The organism is Photorhabdus bodei, assembly GCF_003287735.1.
GTDB classification, from domain to species: Bacteria; Pseudomonadota; Gammaproteobacteria; order Enterobacterales; family Enterobacteriaceae; genus Photorhabdus; species Photorhabdus kayaii.
Genome location: NZ_NSCM01000002.1, coordinates 135669 through 153405 on the forward strand (window position 1 = coordinate 135669; position 17737 = coordinate 153405).

The following is a 17737-nucleotide window of genomic DNA, read 5'->3' on the forward strand; positions in this document are numbered from 1 at the left end:
AAAATTATCGCTAAGGGTTTTTAGAGCTTTAATAAACCCTCTATATGAGTATTTAATGTTTACTAATTTATGAATTAATAGACAGTTTTTTTAGCGCATAAGATCATTCTATTGGGTGCCTGTTATCCATAGCCAATAATAAATAACATAAAAATCAGCTAAATAGTTTTATATACTGCAATAGAGCTATAACGTTCAATGGAACGAGAACTGACTATAAAGGTTTTTCTGGTATAAATTCGTTGTTATAAAGGATGAGTTGATTAAATGAGAGTTGAACTCCGGGAGAATATATATTTATGAGTTGTTACTAAATTTATCACCCAGAGCATTTGTTGTGGAATAATAAAAGTGTTAGTAAAATAATTCTAGTCTTGCCGGAATGAGTTTTAATTCAGTTTGCAGTGTTTTTAAATAGTCAATAGCAATAGTGGCTAAAATGGGATAAAAATCATTTTCTAGTTTGGTTGTCTGCATCAATTCCAGATAACGGTAAGCCCAAGGTAGTAAGTGCTGTTCTAACAATGTACGTGCAGCAGGTTTATGCCCTTGTTCTAAAATATAAACTAAGGCCAGCAGCATCAGACCGAATTGATCTTCGGGTTCCCGTTGTTTACTGGACATGACGATATTCTGTTTTGTCAGAAATTCCCGATAAGCCAGCGTGCTTTCACCTGATAACGAGTTTTCTCGGTCCAGATAAACCGATCCCCAAGGTGGGGCTGGCATAACACCTTGCCCTTCGAACAAGATGGAGTAGTCATATTGTAGAGATTCGACTGAGAAGCTAGCGAGCTTTTTCGTCAGATTTTCTATTGTGCGGTTATTTGACCAGGGAAATAATTTATCAATATCGATAAGCAATGGAATTAGCGGGCGGACTTGTTCTGATTTCGGTGAGTAATAAAAACAGGCGCCAATAATGCGAGGTACAGTAGTATCTAATAACATGGAAAGTTCTCATTATGATTTGGTTATACCGATGGTGTAAGCAGCATAAACACATCATAAGCTTATACGATATGAATAGATAGTTGATTATGATCAACGATTAATCTGTTGCGGTGTTGTTACTATCTTTATCACCAGATTGATGGTGATTTTTGTTATGAAACGCATAAGTTCATCACCGAAAATAATAAAATTAGCCGCTTTGTTGGTATGGGAAATATATATTTAATCTGCATTTTAATTCAATGGATTTAATAAGGTTATTATGGTGAAAATAAATATATATCATTAGTTATCTAATAATTTAATAACTTGAAAAGTAGACCACGTTAAAAATAAATAAACCCTATGGATTTCAAGATGCGTCGCGGCGGCAAGGGAGCGAATCCCCGGGAGCATAGGTAACTATGTGACTGGGGTGAGTGAGTGCAGCCAACAAAGAGGCAACTTGAAAGATGACGGGTATAAACCGCCGTTAGGTTAATACCGCACCTTAATGGTGTGGTTGGGAAGGAGGTGAAAATCCTCCGCAGCCCCCGCTGCTGTGATGCTGACAACTCCGCTGATGCCACTGGTCGGAAAGACTGGGAAGGTTGCGGGGAAGGGTGACGCTAAGCCAGAAGACCGACCTGACAGGCACGAGACATTAACTCCTTCGGTGGGAAGCGAGTTGTCATCCAAGTGGTGTGCGCGGTGTTGGCACGTCTTATTGGCGCTCCTTTTCCGATCGACATATCGGGAATTTTCTATGCAATGGTCAGGTAGGAAGGCATTTGTTATCGCGGGTACGGGTAGTGGCTGTGGTAAGACTACTGTTACCCTTGGCATTTTGCGGGCATTGATGTTGAGAGGGTTGACTGTCCAGCCGTTTAAAGTGGGGCCGGATTATCTGGACAGCGGCTGGCACAGCTCTGTGTGTGGCGTAGCATCTCGTAATCTTGATGCATTTATGCTGCCAACAGCGACGCTTAATGGTCTTTACAATCAGCATATGCGTCATGCTGATGTCGCGGTCATTGAAGGTGTGATGGGGTTGTACGATGGTTATGGTACCAACCCAAACTATTGCAGTAGCGCTGCAATGGCTAAGCAGTTGGGATGCCCGGTGATTTTGTTGGTGGACGGTAAGGCTGTATCTACTTCTGTTGCCGCAACTGTTCTGGGTTTTTGCCGTTTTGATCCCTCTCTAACGATTGCGGGTGTCATTGTTAACCGCGTCAATTCTGAAAATCATTTCGAACTTATTCGTCATGCGATTGAGCATTATTGTGGTGTGCCGGTATTAGGGCGTTTGCCTGTGATGAAGGATGTGTCGTTACCGTCTCGTCATCTTGGCCTGATTCCTGCCCAAGAGCAGGCTGATAATGATGCTCGCTGGCAGCGGCTGGCTCAGCAGGTAGAGGCGCATATCAATCTTGATCGTCTGTTGGCGCTTTGTGACTGTCCTACGTTACCCGAGGGTGAGGCACCATTATTGCCTGATCCCGCACTGGCTGATGGTTTGACGTTAGCGTTGGCGGATGATGAAGCCTTTAATTTTTATTACCCTGATAATCTGGAGATGTTGGAACAGGTGGGGGTACGTATTCACCGTTTTAGTCCACTGCATGATCGCCGTTTACCCGATTGTCAGATGATTTATCTCGGTGGGGGCTACCCGGAAATCCATGCCGCTAAGTTGGCCGCCAATAGTGCCATGCGGGAAGCTTTACAGGATGCGCATTGTCGTCAAGTTCCCATTTATGCTGAATGCGGTGGCCTGATGTACCTTGGTAAATCGTTGACCGATGGCGAGGGGACGAGCCACCAGATGGCCGATATTCTGCCGGGGGAAAGCCATATGGGTACGAGGTTGATGCGCTTTGGTTACTGTCAGGCACAGGCCCGTTTTGACACTTTGCTGGCCGCGGAAGGTGAGATTTTGCGGGGCCACGAGTTTCATTATTCTGATTTTATCAGCTCAGTGCCCTCAGTCTTTGACTGTACTAAATGGCGTGACGGGATGGCAATACAGCAATGGGCCGGAGGCTATCAGGTACAGCAGACACTGGCTAGTTATCTTCATATCCATTTTGCTCAGCGCCCTAGTCTGCTTGATCGCTGGTTGAGGTCTGCAAGGAGGCTGTTGTGACACTTGCTGCCTGGTTTGCTGCTTTCTTGCTCGATAGCTGGTTAGGTGATCCGCCGCATTGGCCTCATCCGGTGCGTTGGATTGGTAAGCTGATCTCTCTGGTACAGCGGGCGGTCCGGCGCTGTTGTCACAGTGAACGTGCATTGAAAGTTGGTGGAGCAGGGCTATGGATAGTGGTTGTGGGGCTGACTTGGTTGGTGAGTTGGGGGTGTCTGTGGCTGATGAACCTTATTCATCCTTGGGTCGGCTGGCTGGTTGAAGTGTGGATGATTTATACCCTGTTGGCTGGCCGTTGTCTGAGTGACGCCGCGCTAGAGGTACATGAGGTATTACAACAAGGCTCATTGGATGAGAGTCGTCAGCAGTTGTCACGGATTGTCGGGCGCGATACTTCCCAACTGGATGCACCGCAAATCACCCGCGCGGTGGTGGAGACGGTGGCGGAAAACAGCGTTGATGGGGTTATTGCTCCACTGTTTTTTCTAATGATTGGTGGTGCGCCATTGGCAATGGCTTATAAAGCGGTTAACACCCTTGACTCAATGGTGGGATACAAAACGCCGGAATACCGCGCGATTGGGTATGTTTCTGCGCGTATGGATGATTTAGCAAACTGGTTACCGGCGCGGTTGAGTTGGCTGTTGTTGAGTGCGTCTGCCTGCTTCATTCGGCTTGATTTTCGTCAGGCACTACGTATTGGCTGGCGTGATCGCTATCAGCATAGCAGCCCTAACTGTGGCTGGCCGGAAGCGACGGTGGCGGGAGCGTTGGGTATCCGCCTTGGCGGCCAGAATTGTTATTTTGGTGAACAAGTAGATAAACCCTGGATGGGTGATGAACGCCGTAAAATCGCGCTGACGGATATCCCGCTCAGCATCCATTTGATGATGATAGCTTCGCAACTGGCCTTACTGTTGTTTGCGCTGTTGCGCTTACTGTTGGTCGGCATGGCTTAAAAAAGGGCAACAATATGAACTACCTCCAGAAACCTCAGCAAATTGAACAGAATAGCTTCGCAATCATTGGCGATATTATTGCTAGTGAGCGCCCCGATTACCGTTTTGTTGATGAGATGCAAGAAGCGGTGATTAAACGGGTGATCCACACCACCGCAGATTTTGACTGGTTGGATATTTTATGGTTCTCGCCGGGTGTGCTGGCCCGCATTACAGAAGCATTGCGTCGGGGATGCACTTTGTATACCGATACGACGATGGCTCAGTCCGGTATCAACAAAGCACTGTTACATCAGATGGGGTGTGAATGCCGCTGCTATATCAGTGATCCGCGTGTGGTCGCGATGGCGAAAGCGCAGGGTATCACACGTTCTATGGCTGCGGTAGATGTCGCACTGGCGGAAGAAGGGGACAAAATCTTCGTGTTCGGTAACGCTCCAACCGCCCTGTTCCGTTTGCTGGAAAGGAAGGCTTCACCATTGGCGGTGGTTGGGGTGCCTGTCGGTTTTGTCGGTGCGGCGGAATCGAAAGCCGCTTTGATGCAAAGTGAACTGCCTTGTATCGCCGCCGCAGGTCGTAAAGGGGGAAGTAATATTGCGGCGGCGATTATCAATGCCATTCTGTACCGATTGCAGGAGGCACAATGAGTGACACCATGCAACTAGACAGCATCTGGCATAACGGTAAGCAGTATCGCAAAGGTTATACCACGGGTTCCTGTGCTACCGCTGCCGCCAAGGTTGCCGCATTAATGGTGCTGCGTCAGCAAGTTATCGATCACGTTTCTATTGTTACCCCTTCTGGTGTGACATTACGCCTTAATGTTGAACAGCCGCTGATTGAAGGACAGCAGGCGACTGCCGCTATTCGTAAAGACGGTGGCGACGATGTGGATGCCACTCATGGCATGTTGATTTTTGCTCGTGTCACCTTGTGCGATCACGGTGAGATCCATCTGCGGGGCGGGGAAGGCGTGGGTACGGTTACCCGCAAAGGTGTGGGATTGCCGGTAGGCAGCTCGGCCATTAATCGTACACCGCGTCAGACCATTGAGGCAGCGGTACGGGAGGCTATCGGTCCTTTGCGGGGCGCGGAGGTGGAAATTTTCGCGCCGGAAGGTGAAGAGCGGGCAAAGAAAACTTACAACGGGCGATTGGGGATACTGGGCGGCATTTCCATCATTGGTACTACCGGCATCGTCACGCCAATGTCGGAAGAGAGTTGGAAACGTTCGTTGGCGATAGAACTGGAAATGAAACGTTCGGCGGGTGCTGAAAAAGTCATTCTGGTGCCGGGCAATCATGGTGAACGTTTTGTGCGTGAACAATTGGGGCTTGATGGTCAGCTAGTGGTAACCATGAGTAACTTCGTGGGTTACATGTTGCAGGAAGCGGTGCGGCTTGGGTTCCGCCATATCATGTTGGTGGGACACCCCGGCAAGCTGGTGAAAGTGGCCGCAGGAATTTTCCATACCCACAGTCATATTGCTGATGGCCGCATGGAAACGTTGATTGCTTATCTGGCACTGATGGGGGCGTCGCAGGAACTGCTGTTAGAGGTGAGTCGTTGCGATACCACGGAAGCGGCAATGGAACTGATCGCGGAACACGGCTTGCAAGCGGTTTATGACCGTATTGCCGAACGCATTTGTGAACGAATGAGTGAAATGTTGCGTTTTGCGGTTAACCCGCCGCGCTGTGATGCCATCATGTTCTCCTTTGATAATCAAATACTTGGCACCAGTCGCCCATTAAATGACATTTTGGAGGCAATGCGATGATCACCGTAGTGGGAATTGGTCCCGGCGATACTGCGTATCTGATACCGCAGGCACAGTACTATATCACTGAGGCGGAGGTATTGGTCGGTGGTAGACGTCACCTGGAGATATTTAGCGGCGTCACCCATGAAACCCGCGTAGTGGATGCTGATCTTGCTGGTTTGCTTGCTTGGCTACAGAACAACAGTACACGCCGGATTGTGGTATTAGCGTCTGGTGACCCGCTGTTATATGGCATTGGTAAATTATTGTCTGAATATTTTACCGCAGATGATCTGCGCATCATTCCGGGTATCAGTTCAATTCAGTATCTGTGTGCCAAAGCTGCACTGGATATGAACGATATCTATCTGACCAGCAGTCACGGGCGTACCCCGGATTTTGGCTGGCTTCTGCAACACGACAAAGTAGGCATGGTAACTGATGGGCGCGTCGGCCCGCGGGCAATTGCGCAGGCCATTATTGAGCGTGGTCTGAGCCGTACATTGATTATTGGTGAAAACCTCTCTTTGCCTAATGAGCGTATTCACCGTCTGCGGCCGGAAGCGGTGGCGACTGACTATGACATGAATGTGGTGGTGATCCTAAATGAGAGATGATGAATTTTTACGCGGACAGAAAGTGCCGATGACCAAAGAACCCGTGCGTGCATTGGCGCTGGAGCGGCTGGAACTGAATGATGCTAGCCGATTGATTGATGTGGGGGCGGGTACGGGCAGTGTGGCATTGGAGGCGGCGTTACGCTTCCCGGCGCTGACCGTTACTGCCATTGAACGCAACCCGGCGGCACTGGCCTTGATTGAGGAGAATCGTCAACGACTAGGTTGTCATAATGTGGAGATTATTGCAGGAGAGGCTCCGTTAGCATTGGATGTGATGGCGGATGCCGTATTTATTGGCGGCAGCGGTGGGCAATTGACCGCTTTGATCGATTGGGCACTGGATCACATGTACCCCGGTGGCCGTTTGGTACTGACTTTCATTTTGTTGAATAACCTAAATGATGCACTGGAACATTTGCGGACCTGTCAGATCAGTAACTTGGAGTGCATACAGCTACAAGCATCTACTCTGGCGTCCCTTGGTAATGGTCACTATTTCAAACCGAATAATCCGACTTATCTAATATCCTGTTACAAGGAGAAGATCGATGTCTGAATATTTTGATCCTCGAAAAGTGTGGTTTGTCGGGGCCGGACCGGGTGATAAGGAGTTGATCACCTTAAAAGGCTACCGTTTGCTGCAACAGGCACAGGTGGTGATTTATGCCGGTTCGCTGATTAATACCGAACTGTTGGATTATTGCCCGCCGGAGGCTGAGTGTCATGACAGCGCCGGTCTGACGTTGGAACAGATTGTTGCACTGATGGTCGATGGTGTACGTGCGGGTAAACTGGTAGTGCGACTGCAAACCGGCGATCTCTCGTTGTACGGTTCCATACGCGAACAAGGGGAAGCTTTGACCGATGCGGGCATTAGTTTTGTCTCGATACCGGGTGTCAGTGCTTTTCTTGGAGCGGCAGCGCAATTAGGGGTGGAGTACACCGTACCGGAAGTGGCGCAAAGCTTGATTATTACTCGAATTGAAGGGCGCACACCGGTGCCGCCGCTCGAACAATTGGAATCCTTCGCTGCTCATCAAACGTCAATGGCGATTTATCTTTCTGTACAGAAAATGAGACATGTGGCCGCGCGTCTTCAAGCCGGCGGCTATCCGGCAACGACGCCGGTCGCGGTGGTATACAAAGCGACCTGGAATGAAAGCCTAACTGTGCGCGGGACGTTGGCGGATATCGCTGAAAAAGTACAGGCGGCGGGTATTCGTAAAACCGCTTTGATTCTGGTCGGTGCTTTTTTGGGAGAGGAGTACCACTATTCCAAGCTTTATGATGCGGGGTTTAGCCATGAATATCGCCGGGCATGAGTCGATTGCGGTGTTCTGTCTGACGCCGGGAGGGGTCAGACTGGTACGTCGGTTGAAAACTCATCTTCCTCTGACCTGTTTTACCAGCGAAAAGTTGTTGGAGCCGGGGTTTACGCCTTTTAATGGCAGCTTTGGCGATACGTTGCGCACGGCATTTAAACACTATTCGGCGTTGGTGGTGGTGGCCGCGCTTGGCATCACGGTACGTATGCTTGCGCCACTCATAAACGACAAAATGCATGATCCCGCCGTGGTGGTGATTGATGAAGGTGGTCAGCATGTTATTAGCCTGTTATCCGGTCATGTGGGTGGCGCTAATGCATTGACTCACCATTTGGCGGAGTTGTTAGGCGCTGACCCAGTGATTACAACCGCCACGGATGTTAACGGGATGGCGGCACTGGACACCCTTGCCACTCAATTAGATGCCGATATGCAGGATTTTCGCCACGTGGTGAAGGTGATAAATCAAATGCTGGTCAGTGGTCAGAAAGTAGGGCTGTGGTGGGATGAGCCACTATTTAGTGAACGCGAGCGGTGTGATACCCGGGGTTTTGTCCCGGTAGCGTGTCTGGATACATTACCAACGCTGGATGCGCTGGTGTGTATCACATTGCGAGATTCATTGCCGGAATTGTCTCCACCGGTTTACAAACTGGTGCCGAAGCGTGTTGTGGCCGGGATCGGTTGTCGCCGGGATACGCCATTGCAAACAGTGATTGAGCTATTGCAGCAGCAGATGGCGGAAAACCATTTCGATCTGATGGCGTTACGTGCCATTGGCAGTGTTGTGATTAAAAAGGATGAACCGGCGCTAAATCAGCTTGCACAGCGTTGGCGTGTACCGTTTGAGTTGTTCAGTGTTAATGAGTTAAGTCTTCATGAACAACGTTTTCCTGCTTCCGATTTTGTCCGCCAGACGGTAGGGGTTGGCAGTGTTTCGCAGCCTGTCGCTTGGTTGATGAGCGAAGGAAAATTGGTTGGTCGGACCTTGCGTCAGCAGGGCGTCACTATCACTTTGGGGGTATCACAATCATGTTAACAGTAATCGGTATTGGGCCAGGCAATGAATCCATGATGACACAGGAGGCCATTGAGGCGATCCAAGAAGCGGAAATTATTGTCGGCTATAAAACCTACACCCATTTAGTTAAACATCTAACGATGGATAAAGAAGTGATTAAGACCGGTATGTGCAAGGAGATTGAGCGCTGCCAGAAAGCGATCGATCTGGCATTGTCCGGCCGTAAAGTCGCTTTGATCAGCAGCGGTGATGCGGGAATCTATGGCATGGCGGGTTTAGTGCTGGAATTGGTTTGCCAGCAACAGTGTGATCTTGAAGTTAAGTTGGTCGCCGGGATCACCGCCAGTATTGCCGCGGCGTCGTTGTTGGGCGCACCGTTGATGCACGATTTTTGTCATATCAGTTTAAGTGATCTGCTAACGCCGTGGCCGATGATTGAGAAACGTATTATTGCCGCCGCACAAGCCGATTTTGTTATTTGTTTTTATAACCCACGTAGCCGTGGCCGGGAAGGGCATCTTGCCAAAGCGTTTGAACTTATGCGGCCGTGGAAAGCGGCGCAAACACCGGTTGGCGTAGTAAAAGCGGCGGGACGTAAAAAACAGGATAAATGGATTACCACGTTTGGCGAAATGGATTTCTCCCCGGTGGATATGACCAGTCTGGTAATCGTTGGCAATCAAACGACCTATTGCCGTGATGGATTGATGATCACGCCACGGGGGTATGAATTATGAGCCATCCGGCTATCCATGTTTTCGGCGGTACCAGCGATGCCCGGTTGCTCTGTCAGGCACTAGACGCAGCAGGAGCACGTTATCGTCTCTCTGTTGCTACTGATGCAGGGAAACAACTGGCGGGTGATATTCAGGGAGAGGTAGTTGTGGGGCGAATGGATGCCGAGGCTATGGTGGATTATTTTGATCAGCATAAGGTACGTTGGGTGATTGATGCTTCTCATCCTTATGCAGATGCACTAAGCCAAAACGTGCTCACAGCTTGTCGTCGTTTGTCACTGCGGCTTACTCGTTATCAGCGTCCCAGTGAGATTGACTTACTGAGCCATCCACTGTTGCACAAAGTAAATAGTATCGAGGCGGCTTGCGACGTTGCCCGGACACTAGGGCAACGGATCTTGCTCACCACCGGCAGTAAGCAATTGGAGTTGTATCAGCGTTTACTACCGGGAAAAACGTTGTTGGTGCGGGTATTGCCGACCGCCGAGGTATTGATTCAGTGCGAAGCGTTAGGATTGGGGGTCGATCATATTATCGCGTTGCGTGGGCCATTTACGGCTGAATTCAATCATGCAGTGTATGAATTTTGTCACCCTGATGTGGTGATCACAAAAGAGTCTGGGGCCGAGGGGGGATATCAACAGAAAGTGGCTCCCTGTCTGGCACTCAATATTCCCTGTATTGTGGTGTGCCGTCCTACACAGACTTTACAGGGAGATGACGGAGAGCAGATTAGTTCGCTGGATGAGTTTGTCCAACACCTCGCCAATTGGCAGGAATAATGAGGGCAATAAAATGAAAAAAGCATTATTAATCATCAGCTTTGGTACCAGCTATCATCAAACCCGACAAAAGAATATTGATGTCTGTGAACAACAATTGGCCGCAGCTTACCGTGATCGCGATCTATATCGTGCATTCACCTCAGAGATGATCATCCGTAAATTAAAAAAACGTGATGGTTTACAGGTGGATAACCCACATCAGGCGTTGGAGCGTTTGGTCAATGAGGGGTATCAGGATGTGGCTATTCAATCCCTCCATGTCATCAACGGTGATGAATATGAAAAGATTGTCAGTGAAGTGCGTACCTTTAGTGATCATTTCCAACGATTAGTAGTAGGCACACCGCTGCTTAACAGTTTTGCCGATTATCAACAACTGCTTATTGCCCTGAAAAATCAGATGCCGCCATTAGCCGAGGATGAGCGGGTGGTGTTTATGGGACATGGTGCAACCCATCATGCCTTTTCTGCTTACGCGTGCCTTGATCACCTGATGAATTCACATAATTTCCCGGCATTGGTTGGCGCGGTGGAGAGCTACCCGGAAATCGATAATATCATTATCCGCTTGCGGCGACAGGCGGTGCGTAAAGTACATTTGATGCCATTAATGATGGTGGCTGGCGATCATGCGATTAACGATATGGCATCGGATGAGCCGGATTCGTGGCGTTCTCAATTGGAAGCGGTTGGAATCAAAACGCAATCTTGGTTACAGGGATTAGGTGAAAATCCATTAATTCGCCAGATGTTCGTTCAACACTTGACAGACGCATTACAGGCAGATCAGCGGGAGGTGGTGTGATGAATGGAAAACTTTATGCTATAGGCGTTGGTCCGGGAGCGAGTGACTTGGTGACCGTGCGTGCAGCGCGAATACTCGCTGGCCTTGATGTGCTTTATGCCCCTGCCGGGCGTAAAGGAGGAGATAGTCTGGCGCTCTCCATCGTGCGTGAATACCTGCTACCTCACACGGAAATTCGCACCTGCCATTTTCCGATGAACAGTAATGGCGAAGAGAAACAGGCGGTATGGGATGAAGTCGCGCAACAGTTACAAGATGAAGTCGCACAAGGGCGGCAAGTGGGTTTTATCACGTTGGGTGATGCCATGTTGTTCAGTACTTGGGTCTTTTTGCTGGCGCGAATTGGTCGGCAAGAGTGGCTGGAAATTGTCCCTGGCGTTACCTCTTTTGCTGCGATTGCCGCGCGTACCGTATTACCACTGGCGATGGAACAGCAATCAATGGCGATAATGTCTTGTACTGCGCCGGAAGCCGAGCTGGAGCAGGCACTGCAAACGCATGATTGCGTGGTGCTGATGAAAGTTTATAACCGTTTTACCACCGTGAGTGCGTTGTTGGCGCGCCTGAATTTGTTTGAACATGCTTTATTGATGGCGGATGCTACATTACCAAGTGAACAGTGCTGGCGCCGTTTGGATCAGATAGACGCCGATCAAAAATTACCTTATTTCTCCACCATTCTGGTGAATAAACAGTGGCATACTGAGAAATAAGTGCTGGTATGGCAGCAAAAAATATTCATTGGGTTGGCAATGGCGGCGAATATTGACTAATTGGATACATTTTCGCCGGGTCAACCCTTTCCATCAGATAAGGGGTGATTGCGAACTAAGAGCGCTGCGGTATATACCCTATAAATTTCAAGATGGATCGCGGCGGCAAGGGAGTGAATCCCCGGGAGCATAGATAACTATGTGACCGGGGTGAGCGAGCGCAGCCAACAAAGAGGCAACTTGAAAGATGACGGGTATAAAACTGAGGAGCCGCTTTTTGCTCTGCTACACCAATATAAAGGAGATAGCATGATGGGCTTGTCTTTAATGTTGCAGGGTACAGCATCCGATGTTGGGAAAAGTGTACTGGTTGCAGGATTGTGCCGTATCTTTGTTCAGGATGGTTATCGCTGTGCGCCGTTTAAATCACAGAATATGGCGTTGAATTCTGGTATCACTAGTAACGGTGAAGAGATGGGCAGGGCGCAGATTTTTCAGGCAGAGGCGGCGGGTATCGAACCTGATGTACGGATGAACCCGGTATTGCTTAAACCCACCAGCGAGCGTAAGGCGCAAGTGGTGTTAATGGGAAAAGTGGCCTGTAGCATGAATGCGGTGGAGTATCACCAGTACAAGCCCAGTTTACAGCAGCAAATTTGTGAAGTTTTTCACAGTCTGGCTCGTGAATATGACGTCATTGTGCTGGAAGGGGCTGGCAGTCCGGCGGAGATTAACTTGCGAGATCGAGATATTGTTAACATGGGAATGGCGGAGATGGTGGATGCCCCTGTGTTGCTGGTAGCGGATATTGATCGCGGCGGCGTATTTGCGGCCATTTATGGCACATTGGCACTGTTACGCCCGGAGGAGAAAGCGCGGGTAAAAGGGGTGATCATCAATAAATTCCGAGGTGATGTCAGCCTGCTCCAGCCGGGTATTGAACAGATTGAAGCTTTAACTGGAGTGCCTGTATTGGGTGTCATGCCTTGGTTGAATATTGATCTGGAAGATGAAGACGGCGTAGCGCTACAAACGGGCAAATATGATGGCGCAACAGAAAAGGCGCTGGATATTGCGGTGATTCGTTTGCCTCATATTGCTAATTTTACTGACTTTAACGCGCTGGCGGTGCAACCGGATGTTCGCTTGCGTTATGTGACTCAACCATCAGCGTTGCAGCCGTCGGATCTGATTATCTTGCCCGGTAGCAAAAACACATTGGGAGATTTGCAATGGCTGAGACAGAACGGGTTAGCGGATGCCTTGTTAACGGCACATCAGGCTGGTGTTCCTGTTATCGGTATCTGCGGTGGTTATCAAATGCTGGGGAAACGGATCATTGATGGGGTGGAGTCGGGTATTGAACAGATGGATGGTCTTGGATTGCTGGATATGGAAACTCGCTTTGCCCATGAAAAAGTGACAACCAGAATAAAGGGTCGTTGCTTGTTGGCATTGCCGGGCTTGTTGTCAGATTGCATTGAGCAACCTATTCGCGGTTATGAAATTCATATGGGCAGTTCATTACTGGGAGCGGATGCAACCCCGTTTGCCTGTATTACCGAGCGTAACGGCCAATCTGGTGGTTGGTGTGATGGTGCGGTTAATCGAGAGGGCAATGTGATGGGCAGTTATATTCATGGCTTATTTGATAGCGCTAATTTTACCCGTGCGCTGCTTAATGCTTTGCGTCGGCGTAAAGGATTAGCGGCTTATCAAGGGGAAACATTGGATTATACTCACTACAAACAGACGCAGTTTGACCTCCTGGCGAAAGCCATGCGTGAACATCTGGATATAGAACGGATTTATCAGTGTATGAAAACCCATCGACAAGGTTCGGCTCCGTGATCTTAATCACTGGGGGAGCTAGAAGTGGTAAAAGTGCGCTGGCAGAGAGGCTGGTGACACAAGCGAGTGAACAGGTATTGTATATTGCGACTGCCGTAGTGACAGACAGTGAAATGGCTGAACGTATACAACTGCACCGCGAAAATCGGCCGGCTCATTGGCGTACATGGGAAGGCTATCGCGATCTCGGTGCAGTTATCACGACGCAAACCCGACCGGGAGAAGCGGTTATCTTGGAATGTATCACCACCTTAATTACCAACCTATTATTTGAGCAAGCTGGAGAGACGCCACCTGAACAAATGGACTTTGCTGTATTAGAGGTGGGGATTCAGCAGCAAATTAGCGATCTGTTAGCGGCTTGTACTTGCATGACTTCCCCGATATATCTGGTTACTAATGAACTGGGAATGGGCATTGTGCCGGAGAACCGTCTGGCCCGCCATTTCCGCGACATTGCTGGAAGGGTTAACCAGCGGCTGGCGGCGGCTGCCAGTGAAGTATTTCTGATGATATCGGGGATTGAGGTAAAAGTTAAATGAGCCTGCGTCTGTTTCTTGCCACCTTACAATTTATGACCCGCATTCCAGTACCATCGCGCTGGACACAGGGATTAGAAATCGATCAGTACGTGCGTGGCATAGCGAGTTTCCCATTGGTTGGATTGATTGTTGGTATGCTTGCAGCGCCGGTTTTTACCTTGCTGGCTCCCTGGAGTGGCGTGCCTTTGGCGGCGCTGGGTTACGTATTAGCGCTGGCGTTGTTAACCGGGGCTCTTCATCTTGATGGTTTAGCGGATACCTGTGATGGCGTATTTTCTGCCCGTAAGCGGGAAAGGATGCTAGAGATTATGCGTGATAGCCGTTTGGGAACAAATGGCGGGTTGGCGTTGATCTTGCTTATTTTGGCGAAAGTGCTGGTAGTGAGCGAATTATCTCTGCGTGGCGCTTCTATGCTAATGGCTTTGACTGCCGCGTCTGTCGCCGGCAGGAGTGCGATTATCTTGTTAATGTACCGCCAGCGTTGTGCTCGTGAAGGGAGCGGCTTGGGGAATCTCTATATCGGTCGGGTTAACGGTTATCAGACACTATTGACATTGTTAGGTGGGGCAATATTGATTGCTCTACTGATGCGGTGGCCTGGTGTGTTGGCATTGGCGATTACGCTGTTGGTTATCGGGTTGCTGGCAATGTATCTGCACCGCCGTTTAGGCGGTCAGACCGGTGATACCCTTGGTGCATCAGTGGAAGTCGGGGAGTTGGTGTTTTTACTGGCGCTATTGTGAGTAATTGCTTAGCAAAATACCCAACCCCTATTCTCGCTAAGTGTTAGCTGGCTGAAAGAATAACAGTAATAGGTGCATATTGCTTACGGGCGGAAATCTGGCGACTTTCCCAGCGATCATGAGCTGCTTGAAGGTTAATCCAAAAATCCTCATCCGTTTCAAATAAACCGGCCAATTGTGTGGCTTCTGCAACGGATAGGCGACGGGAATTATTCACAATTTGGCCAATAACCTTGCGAGAAACACCCATCGCATTCGCCAACTGTTGTTGAGTTATTTTCAACGGTTTCAAAAACTCTTCAGTCAACATTTCACCTACAGTGGTAGGTTCTGCTGTTTTGGTATCCATAAAGCTTCCTTAGTATTTGTGCGGATCAAGATAAAGATCATAAGCATGGCCATCACGCCAGCGAAAAATGAGCCTCCATTGAATAGATACACGAATGCTAGACCATCCATCTAAGTTTCCTGAAAGGCGCTCATAGTTATTACTACGAGGAGAAAACAGTGATTTCTCTGTAGTGGAGGCCTCCAGAAGAGAAAGCTTTCTACGTAAAGGATTTATGATAGTAGCGGGTATGTCTCCTCCTCGAATGTTGTCAAAGTAGAACTTTGCCAATGAGCCTGTTTTTCCATCCCTAAAACTACCAATCATTGGCCTTTCCTCTAGTTCACTCTTGATAAAAGAATTGTACCCAAAATGGAAGCGTAGTGAAACCAAAAAGGAACAAAATGCCCCTAAAAAACATATGATACGCTGGAATTGTAAAACAGAAATACTTTATCTGTGCGAATGAGCAGTGACATAGCTCGCAGCGTTTTATGCTCACCTGATGAAAAAGGTGCTATCGCTATTAGGATAGGGCATTCTGAGAAAACGTTATCCTATAGAAGCAATGTTTGGCCGGTTAAAAAACATTCTCAAATAAGTTTTTTCCCTTGGAGGGGAGTCGGAGTGGTTGTCACCTATCAATCTAAAAAAACGAGTTTGAATTAACAGCTCTAAAACACATCTGAGGTAGAGTAACAACAATGCGACTATTTCTGGTTCGGCACGGTCAGACGGAAGCGAATCTGAGTGGTGTTTTCTGTGGTATGACGGATGTGGCGTTGACTGAAACGGGGATCAATCAGGCTCGGCAAGTTGCCCGCTATCTATCGTCAGTGACATTTTCGCAAGCGATAAGCAGCGCGTTACGGCGGGCGCGTCATACTGCGGAGATTATTCTGGCCGGTCATTCGCTGTCAGCTACCATTGATACGCAACTCAATGAGATGCATTTTGGCGTATGGGAAATGCGCCATCACCGCGATTTGCAACATGAAGACGCCGAAGCTTGGGCTGCTTGGTTAGCGGATTGGCAACAGGCAGCACCGACCGGAGGGGAAACCTTTCCGGCATTTGCGGCCCGGATAGAAAATGTGGTTCAGCATCTGCTGATACAAGAAAGTCAGCATAATCTGTTATTAGTCGCTCATCAGGGGGTATTGGGCTTGTTGCTGGCGCGTTTGCTGGCTATGCCGCCTGCTGCTATGTGGCACTTTCATTTTGAACAAGGAACATACAGTGTCGTGGAAATCCAACATGGATTTACTACCTTGCGAACATTTAATAACCGGACTGACTGGCAGCTTGAGACACGGAAATAACATCATGCAAACACTTTCATCGATCATTAATGCGATTGTGCCGTTGGATAACGTTGCGATGGCGCGTACTGCTACTCGATTGAATGGGCTGGTTAAACCAACAGGCAGTTTCGGACGTTTGGAACATCTGGCGATTCAGCTTGCCGGCATGCGGGGATTATCGGGTCATCATATTGATCGTAAGCAGATTATTGTGATGGTCGCTGATCATGGGGTTTATGACGAAGGCGTGACCATATCGCCCAAATCAGCAACGGCTATTCATGCACAGAATATGATGAAAGGGATTACCGGTGTTTGCGTGTTGGCGGAAAATGCGGGTGCTGATGTAAAAGTTGTGGATGTGGGCATTGACAGTGATCCTGTGCCGGGATTAGTGAACATGAAGGTGGAGCGTGGCAGTGGCAACATTGCTCAAGGGCCGGCAATGAGCCGCCAGCAAGCCGAAGATTTGTTATTGGCAAGCGCATGTTTAACGCTGGAACAGATTACAAATGGCGTGCAACTGTTTGGTGTGGGCGAATTGGGTATGGCGAATACTACGCCGGCGGCGGCTGTGGTCAGCGTCTTTACGGACAACGATCCACAACAGATTGTCGGCATTGGGGCTAACTTCCCAAGTGAACGCCTGCATCATAAAGTGGCGGTTGTGCGACAAGCGATTGAAATCAATCGGCCTGATGCCAGAGATAGCATCGATGTATTGGCAAAGGTTGGTGGTTATGATTTGGTGGGTATGGCGGGCGTAATGCTTGGTGCTGCCTCTGTCGGGCTGCCAGTGATTCTGGATGGTTTTCCTTCTTATGCGGCGGCGTTGGCCGCTTGCAGAATTGTACCCGATGTGCGTCATTACCTAATTCCTTCGCATTTATCGGCAGAGAAAGGCTCAATTATTGCGTTGCAACACCTGCAATTAGAGCCTTATTTGCATTTGGACATGCGTTTAGGGGAGGGGAGTGGCGCTGCGTTGGCGATGCATCTGGTGGATGCGGCTTGCGCTATGTATAACAATATGGGACTACTCGCTGAAAGTAATATTGTGTTGCCGTGTTAATTATCAGGGTAATTTAATAACCCATATTGATTGCTGGCAAATATGAAACTCCTCCGTTCTGTTGAGTGAGATCTCGTATACGATGAATTCG

Annotated in this window: 21 protein-coding genes and 1 riboswitch; of the genes, 17 read left to right on the forward strand and 4 right to left on the reverse strand. The window is 48.9% G+C overall.

Annotated features, from left to right (window positions below; translation table 11 throughout):
- Positions 1 to 354: 354 nt before the first annotated feature.
- Together CKY02_RS02490 and CKY02_RS26160 are read right to left on the reverse strand one after the other, a co-directional pair.
- On the reverse strand, positions 355 to 951 hold the full coding sequence (locus CKY02_RS02490) for a molecular chaperone TorD family protein (RefSeq protein ID WP_112894099.1): 597 nt from the start codon (positions 949 to 951) through the stop codon (positions 355 to 357).
- A gap of 461 nt (positions 952 to 1412) precedes the next feature.
- Positions 1413 to 1598: riboswitch (cobalamin riboswitch) on the forward strand.
- Positions 1563 to 1685 (reverse strand): hypothetical protein, encoded by a 123-nt coding sequence (locus tag CKY02_RS26160; protein ID WP_255562387.1) that lies wholly within the window; start codon positions 1683 to 1685, stop codon positions 1563 to 1565. (Overlaps the previous riboswitch by 36 nt.)
- A gap of 14 nt (positions 1686 to 1699) precedes the next feature.
- Here CKY02_RS26160 and CKY02_RS02495 point away from each other — a divergent pair, with 14 nt between their 5' ends.
- The 15 genes from CKY02_RS02495 to cobS all read left to right on the forward strand — a co-directional run bounded on the left by CKY02_RS02495 (position 1700) and on the right by cobS (position 14942).
- Positions 1700 to 3082 carry a cobyrinic acid a,c-diamide synthase CobB gene (locus CKY02_RS02495; RefSeq protein ID WP_112894100.1) on the forward strand — a complete coding sequence of 461 codons (1383 nt, stop codon included), beginning with the start codon at positions 1700 to 1702 and terminating at the stop codon, positions 3080 to 3082.
- Positions 3079 to 4038 (forward strand): adenosylcobinamide-phosphate synthase CbiB, encoded by a 960-nt coding sequence (gene cbiB, locus CKY02_RS02500; protein WP_112894101.1) that lies wholly within the window; start codon positions 3079 to 3081, stop codon positions 4036 to 4038. Before CKY02_RS02495 ends, cbiB begins: the two co-directional genes overlap by 4 nt.
- Positions 4039 to 4052: 14 nt before the next feature.
- Positions 4053 to 4685, forward strand: a complete 633-nt coding sequence (locus tag CKY02_RS02505) for a cobalt-precorrin-8 methylmutase (RefSeq protein WP_112894102.1) — start codon at positions 4053 to 4055, stop codon at positions 4683 to 4685.
- Positions 4682 to 5818 carry a cobalt-precorrin-5B (C(1))-methyltransferase CbiD gene (cbiD, locus tag CKY02_RS02510; protein WP_112894103.1) on the forward strand — a complete coding sequence of 379 codons (1137 nt, stop codon included), beginning with the start codon at positions 4682 to 4684 and terminating at the stop codon, positions 5816 to 5818. The genes CKY02_RS02505 and cbiD overlap by 4 nt, the downstream gene beginning before the upstream one ends.
- Positions 5815 to 6417: a cobalt-precorrin-7 (C(5))-methyltransferase gene (locus CKY02_RS02515; protein ID WP_112894104.1), complete on the forward strand. Its 603-nt coding sequence runs from the start codon at positions 5815 to 5817 to the stop codon at positions 6415 to 6417. The genes cbiD and CKY02_RS02515 overlap by 4 nt, the downstream gene beginning before the upstream one ends.
- Positions 6407 to 6976 (forward strand): decarboxylating cobalt-precorrin-6B (C(15))-methyltransferase, encoded by a 570-nt coding sequence (locus tag CKY02_RS02520; RefSeq protein ID WP_112894105.1) that lies wholly within the window; start codon positions 6407 to 6409, stop codon positions 6974 to 6976. Before CKY02_RS02515 ends, CKY02_RS02520 begins: the two co-directional genes overlap by 11 nt.
- Positions 6969 to 7742, forward strand: coding sequence for a cobalt-precorrin-4 methyltransferase (locus CKY02_RS02525; protein ID WP_112894106.1), 774 nt, complete (start codon positions 6969 to 6971; stop codon positions 7740 to 7742). Before CKY02_RS02520 ends, CKY02_RS02525 begins: the two co-directional genes overlap by 8 nt.
- Complete coding sequence (cbiG, locus tag CKY02_RS02530) at positions 7723 to 8784, forward strand: cobalt-precorrin 5A hydrolase (RefSeq protein WP_112894107.1); 1062 nt, start codon at positions 7723 to 7725, stop codon at positions 8782 to 8784. Before CKY02_RS02525 ends, cbiG begins: the two co-directional genes overlap by 20 nt.
- Complete coding sequence (locus CKY02_RS02535) at positions 8778 to 9503, forward strand: precorrin-3B C(17)-methyltransferase (RefSeq protein ID WP_112894108.1); 726 nt, start codon at positions 8778 to 8780, stop codon at positions 9501 to 9503. Before cbiG ends, CKY02_RS02535 begins: the two co-directional genes overlap by 7 nt.
- Positions 9500 to 10285, forward strand: coding sequence for a cobalt-precorrin-6A reductase (locus tag CKY02_RS02540; protein WP_112878631.1), 786 nt, complete (start codon positions 9500 to 9502; stop codon positions 10283 to 10285). Before CKY02_RS02535 ends, CKY02_RS02540 begins: the two co-directional genes overlap by 4 nt.
- Positions 10286 to 10298: 13 nt before the next feature.
- Complete coding sequence (gene cbiK, locus CKY02_RS02545; protein ID WP_112894109.1) at positions 10299 to 11093, forward strand: sirohydrochlorin cobaltochelatase; 795 nt, start codon at positions 10299 to 10301, stop codon at positions 11091 to 11093.
- Positions 11093 to 11806: a cobalt-factor II C(20)-methyltransferase gene (locus tag CKY02_RS02550; RefSeq protein ID WP_112894110.1), complete on the forward strand. Its 714-nt coding sequence runs from the start codon at positions 11093 to 11095 to the stop codon at positions 11804 to 11806. The genes cbiK and CKY02_RS02550 overlap by 1 nt, the downstream gene beginning before the upstream one ends.
- 312 nt (positions 11807 to 12118) lie before the next feature.
- Positions 12119 to 13657 (forward strand): cobyric acid synthase, encoded by a 1539-nt coding sequence (locus CKY02_RS02555; RefSeq protein ID WP_112894223.1) that lies wholly within the window; start codon positions 12119 to 12121, stop codon positions 13655 to 13657.
- Positions 13654 to 14199, forward strand: a complete 546-nt coding sequence (cobU, locus tag CKY02_RS02560) for a bifunctional adenosylcobinamide kinase/adenosylcobinamide-phosphate guanylyltransferase (protein ID WP_112894111.1) — start codon at positions 13654 to 13656, stop codon at positions 14197 to 14199. Before CKY02_RS02555 ends, cobU begins: the two co-directional genes overlap by 4 nt.
- Positions 14196 to 14942, forward strand: a complete 747-nt coding sequence (gene cobS, locus CKY02_RS02565; RefSeq protein WP_112894112.1) for an adenosylcobinamide-GDP ribazoletransferase — start codon at positions 14196 to 14198, stop codon at positions 14940 to 14942. The genes cobU and cobS overlap by 4 nt, the downstream gene beginning before the upstream one ends.
- A gap of 43 nt (positions 14943 to 14985) precedes the next feature.
- Here the strand turns inward: cobS and CKY02_RS02570 are convergent, their stop codons facing one another.
- Positions 14986 to 15291: a HigA family addiction module antitoxin gene (locus tag CKY02_RS02570; RefSeq protein WP_112894113.1), complete on the reverse strand. Its 306-nt coding sequence runs from the start codon at positions 15289 to 15291 to the stop codon at positions 14986 to 14988.
- A gap of 9 nt (positions 15292 to 15300) precedes the next feature.
- The gene (locus CKY02_RS02575) at positions 15301 to 15597 is read right to left on the reverse strand and encodes a type II toxin-antitoxin system RelE/ParE family toxin (protein ID WP_112894114.1); all 297 of its coding nucleotides are present in this window, start codon (positions 15595 to 15597) and stop codon (positions 15301 to 15303) included.
- Between the two features lie 377 nt (positions 15598 to 15974).
- Between CKY02_RS02575 and CKY02_RS02580 the strand changes: the two genes are divergently transcribed.
- Entirely contained in the window at positions 15975 to 16592 is a 618-nt protein-coding gene (locus tag CKY02_RS02580; protein WP_112894115.1) for an adenosylcobalamin/alpha-ribazole phosphatase, read from the forward strand.
- 4 nt (positions 16593 to 16596) lie between these two features.
- Entirely contained in the window at positions 16597 to 17646 is a 1050-nt protein-coding gene (gene cobT, locus CKY02_RS02585; RefSeq protein WP_112894116.1) for a nicotinate-nucleotide--dimethylbenzimidazole phosphoribosyltransferase, read from the forward strand.
- The last annotated feature ends 91 nt before the right edge of the window (positions 17647 to 17737 follow it).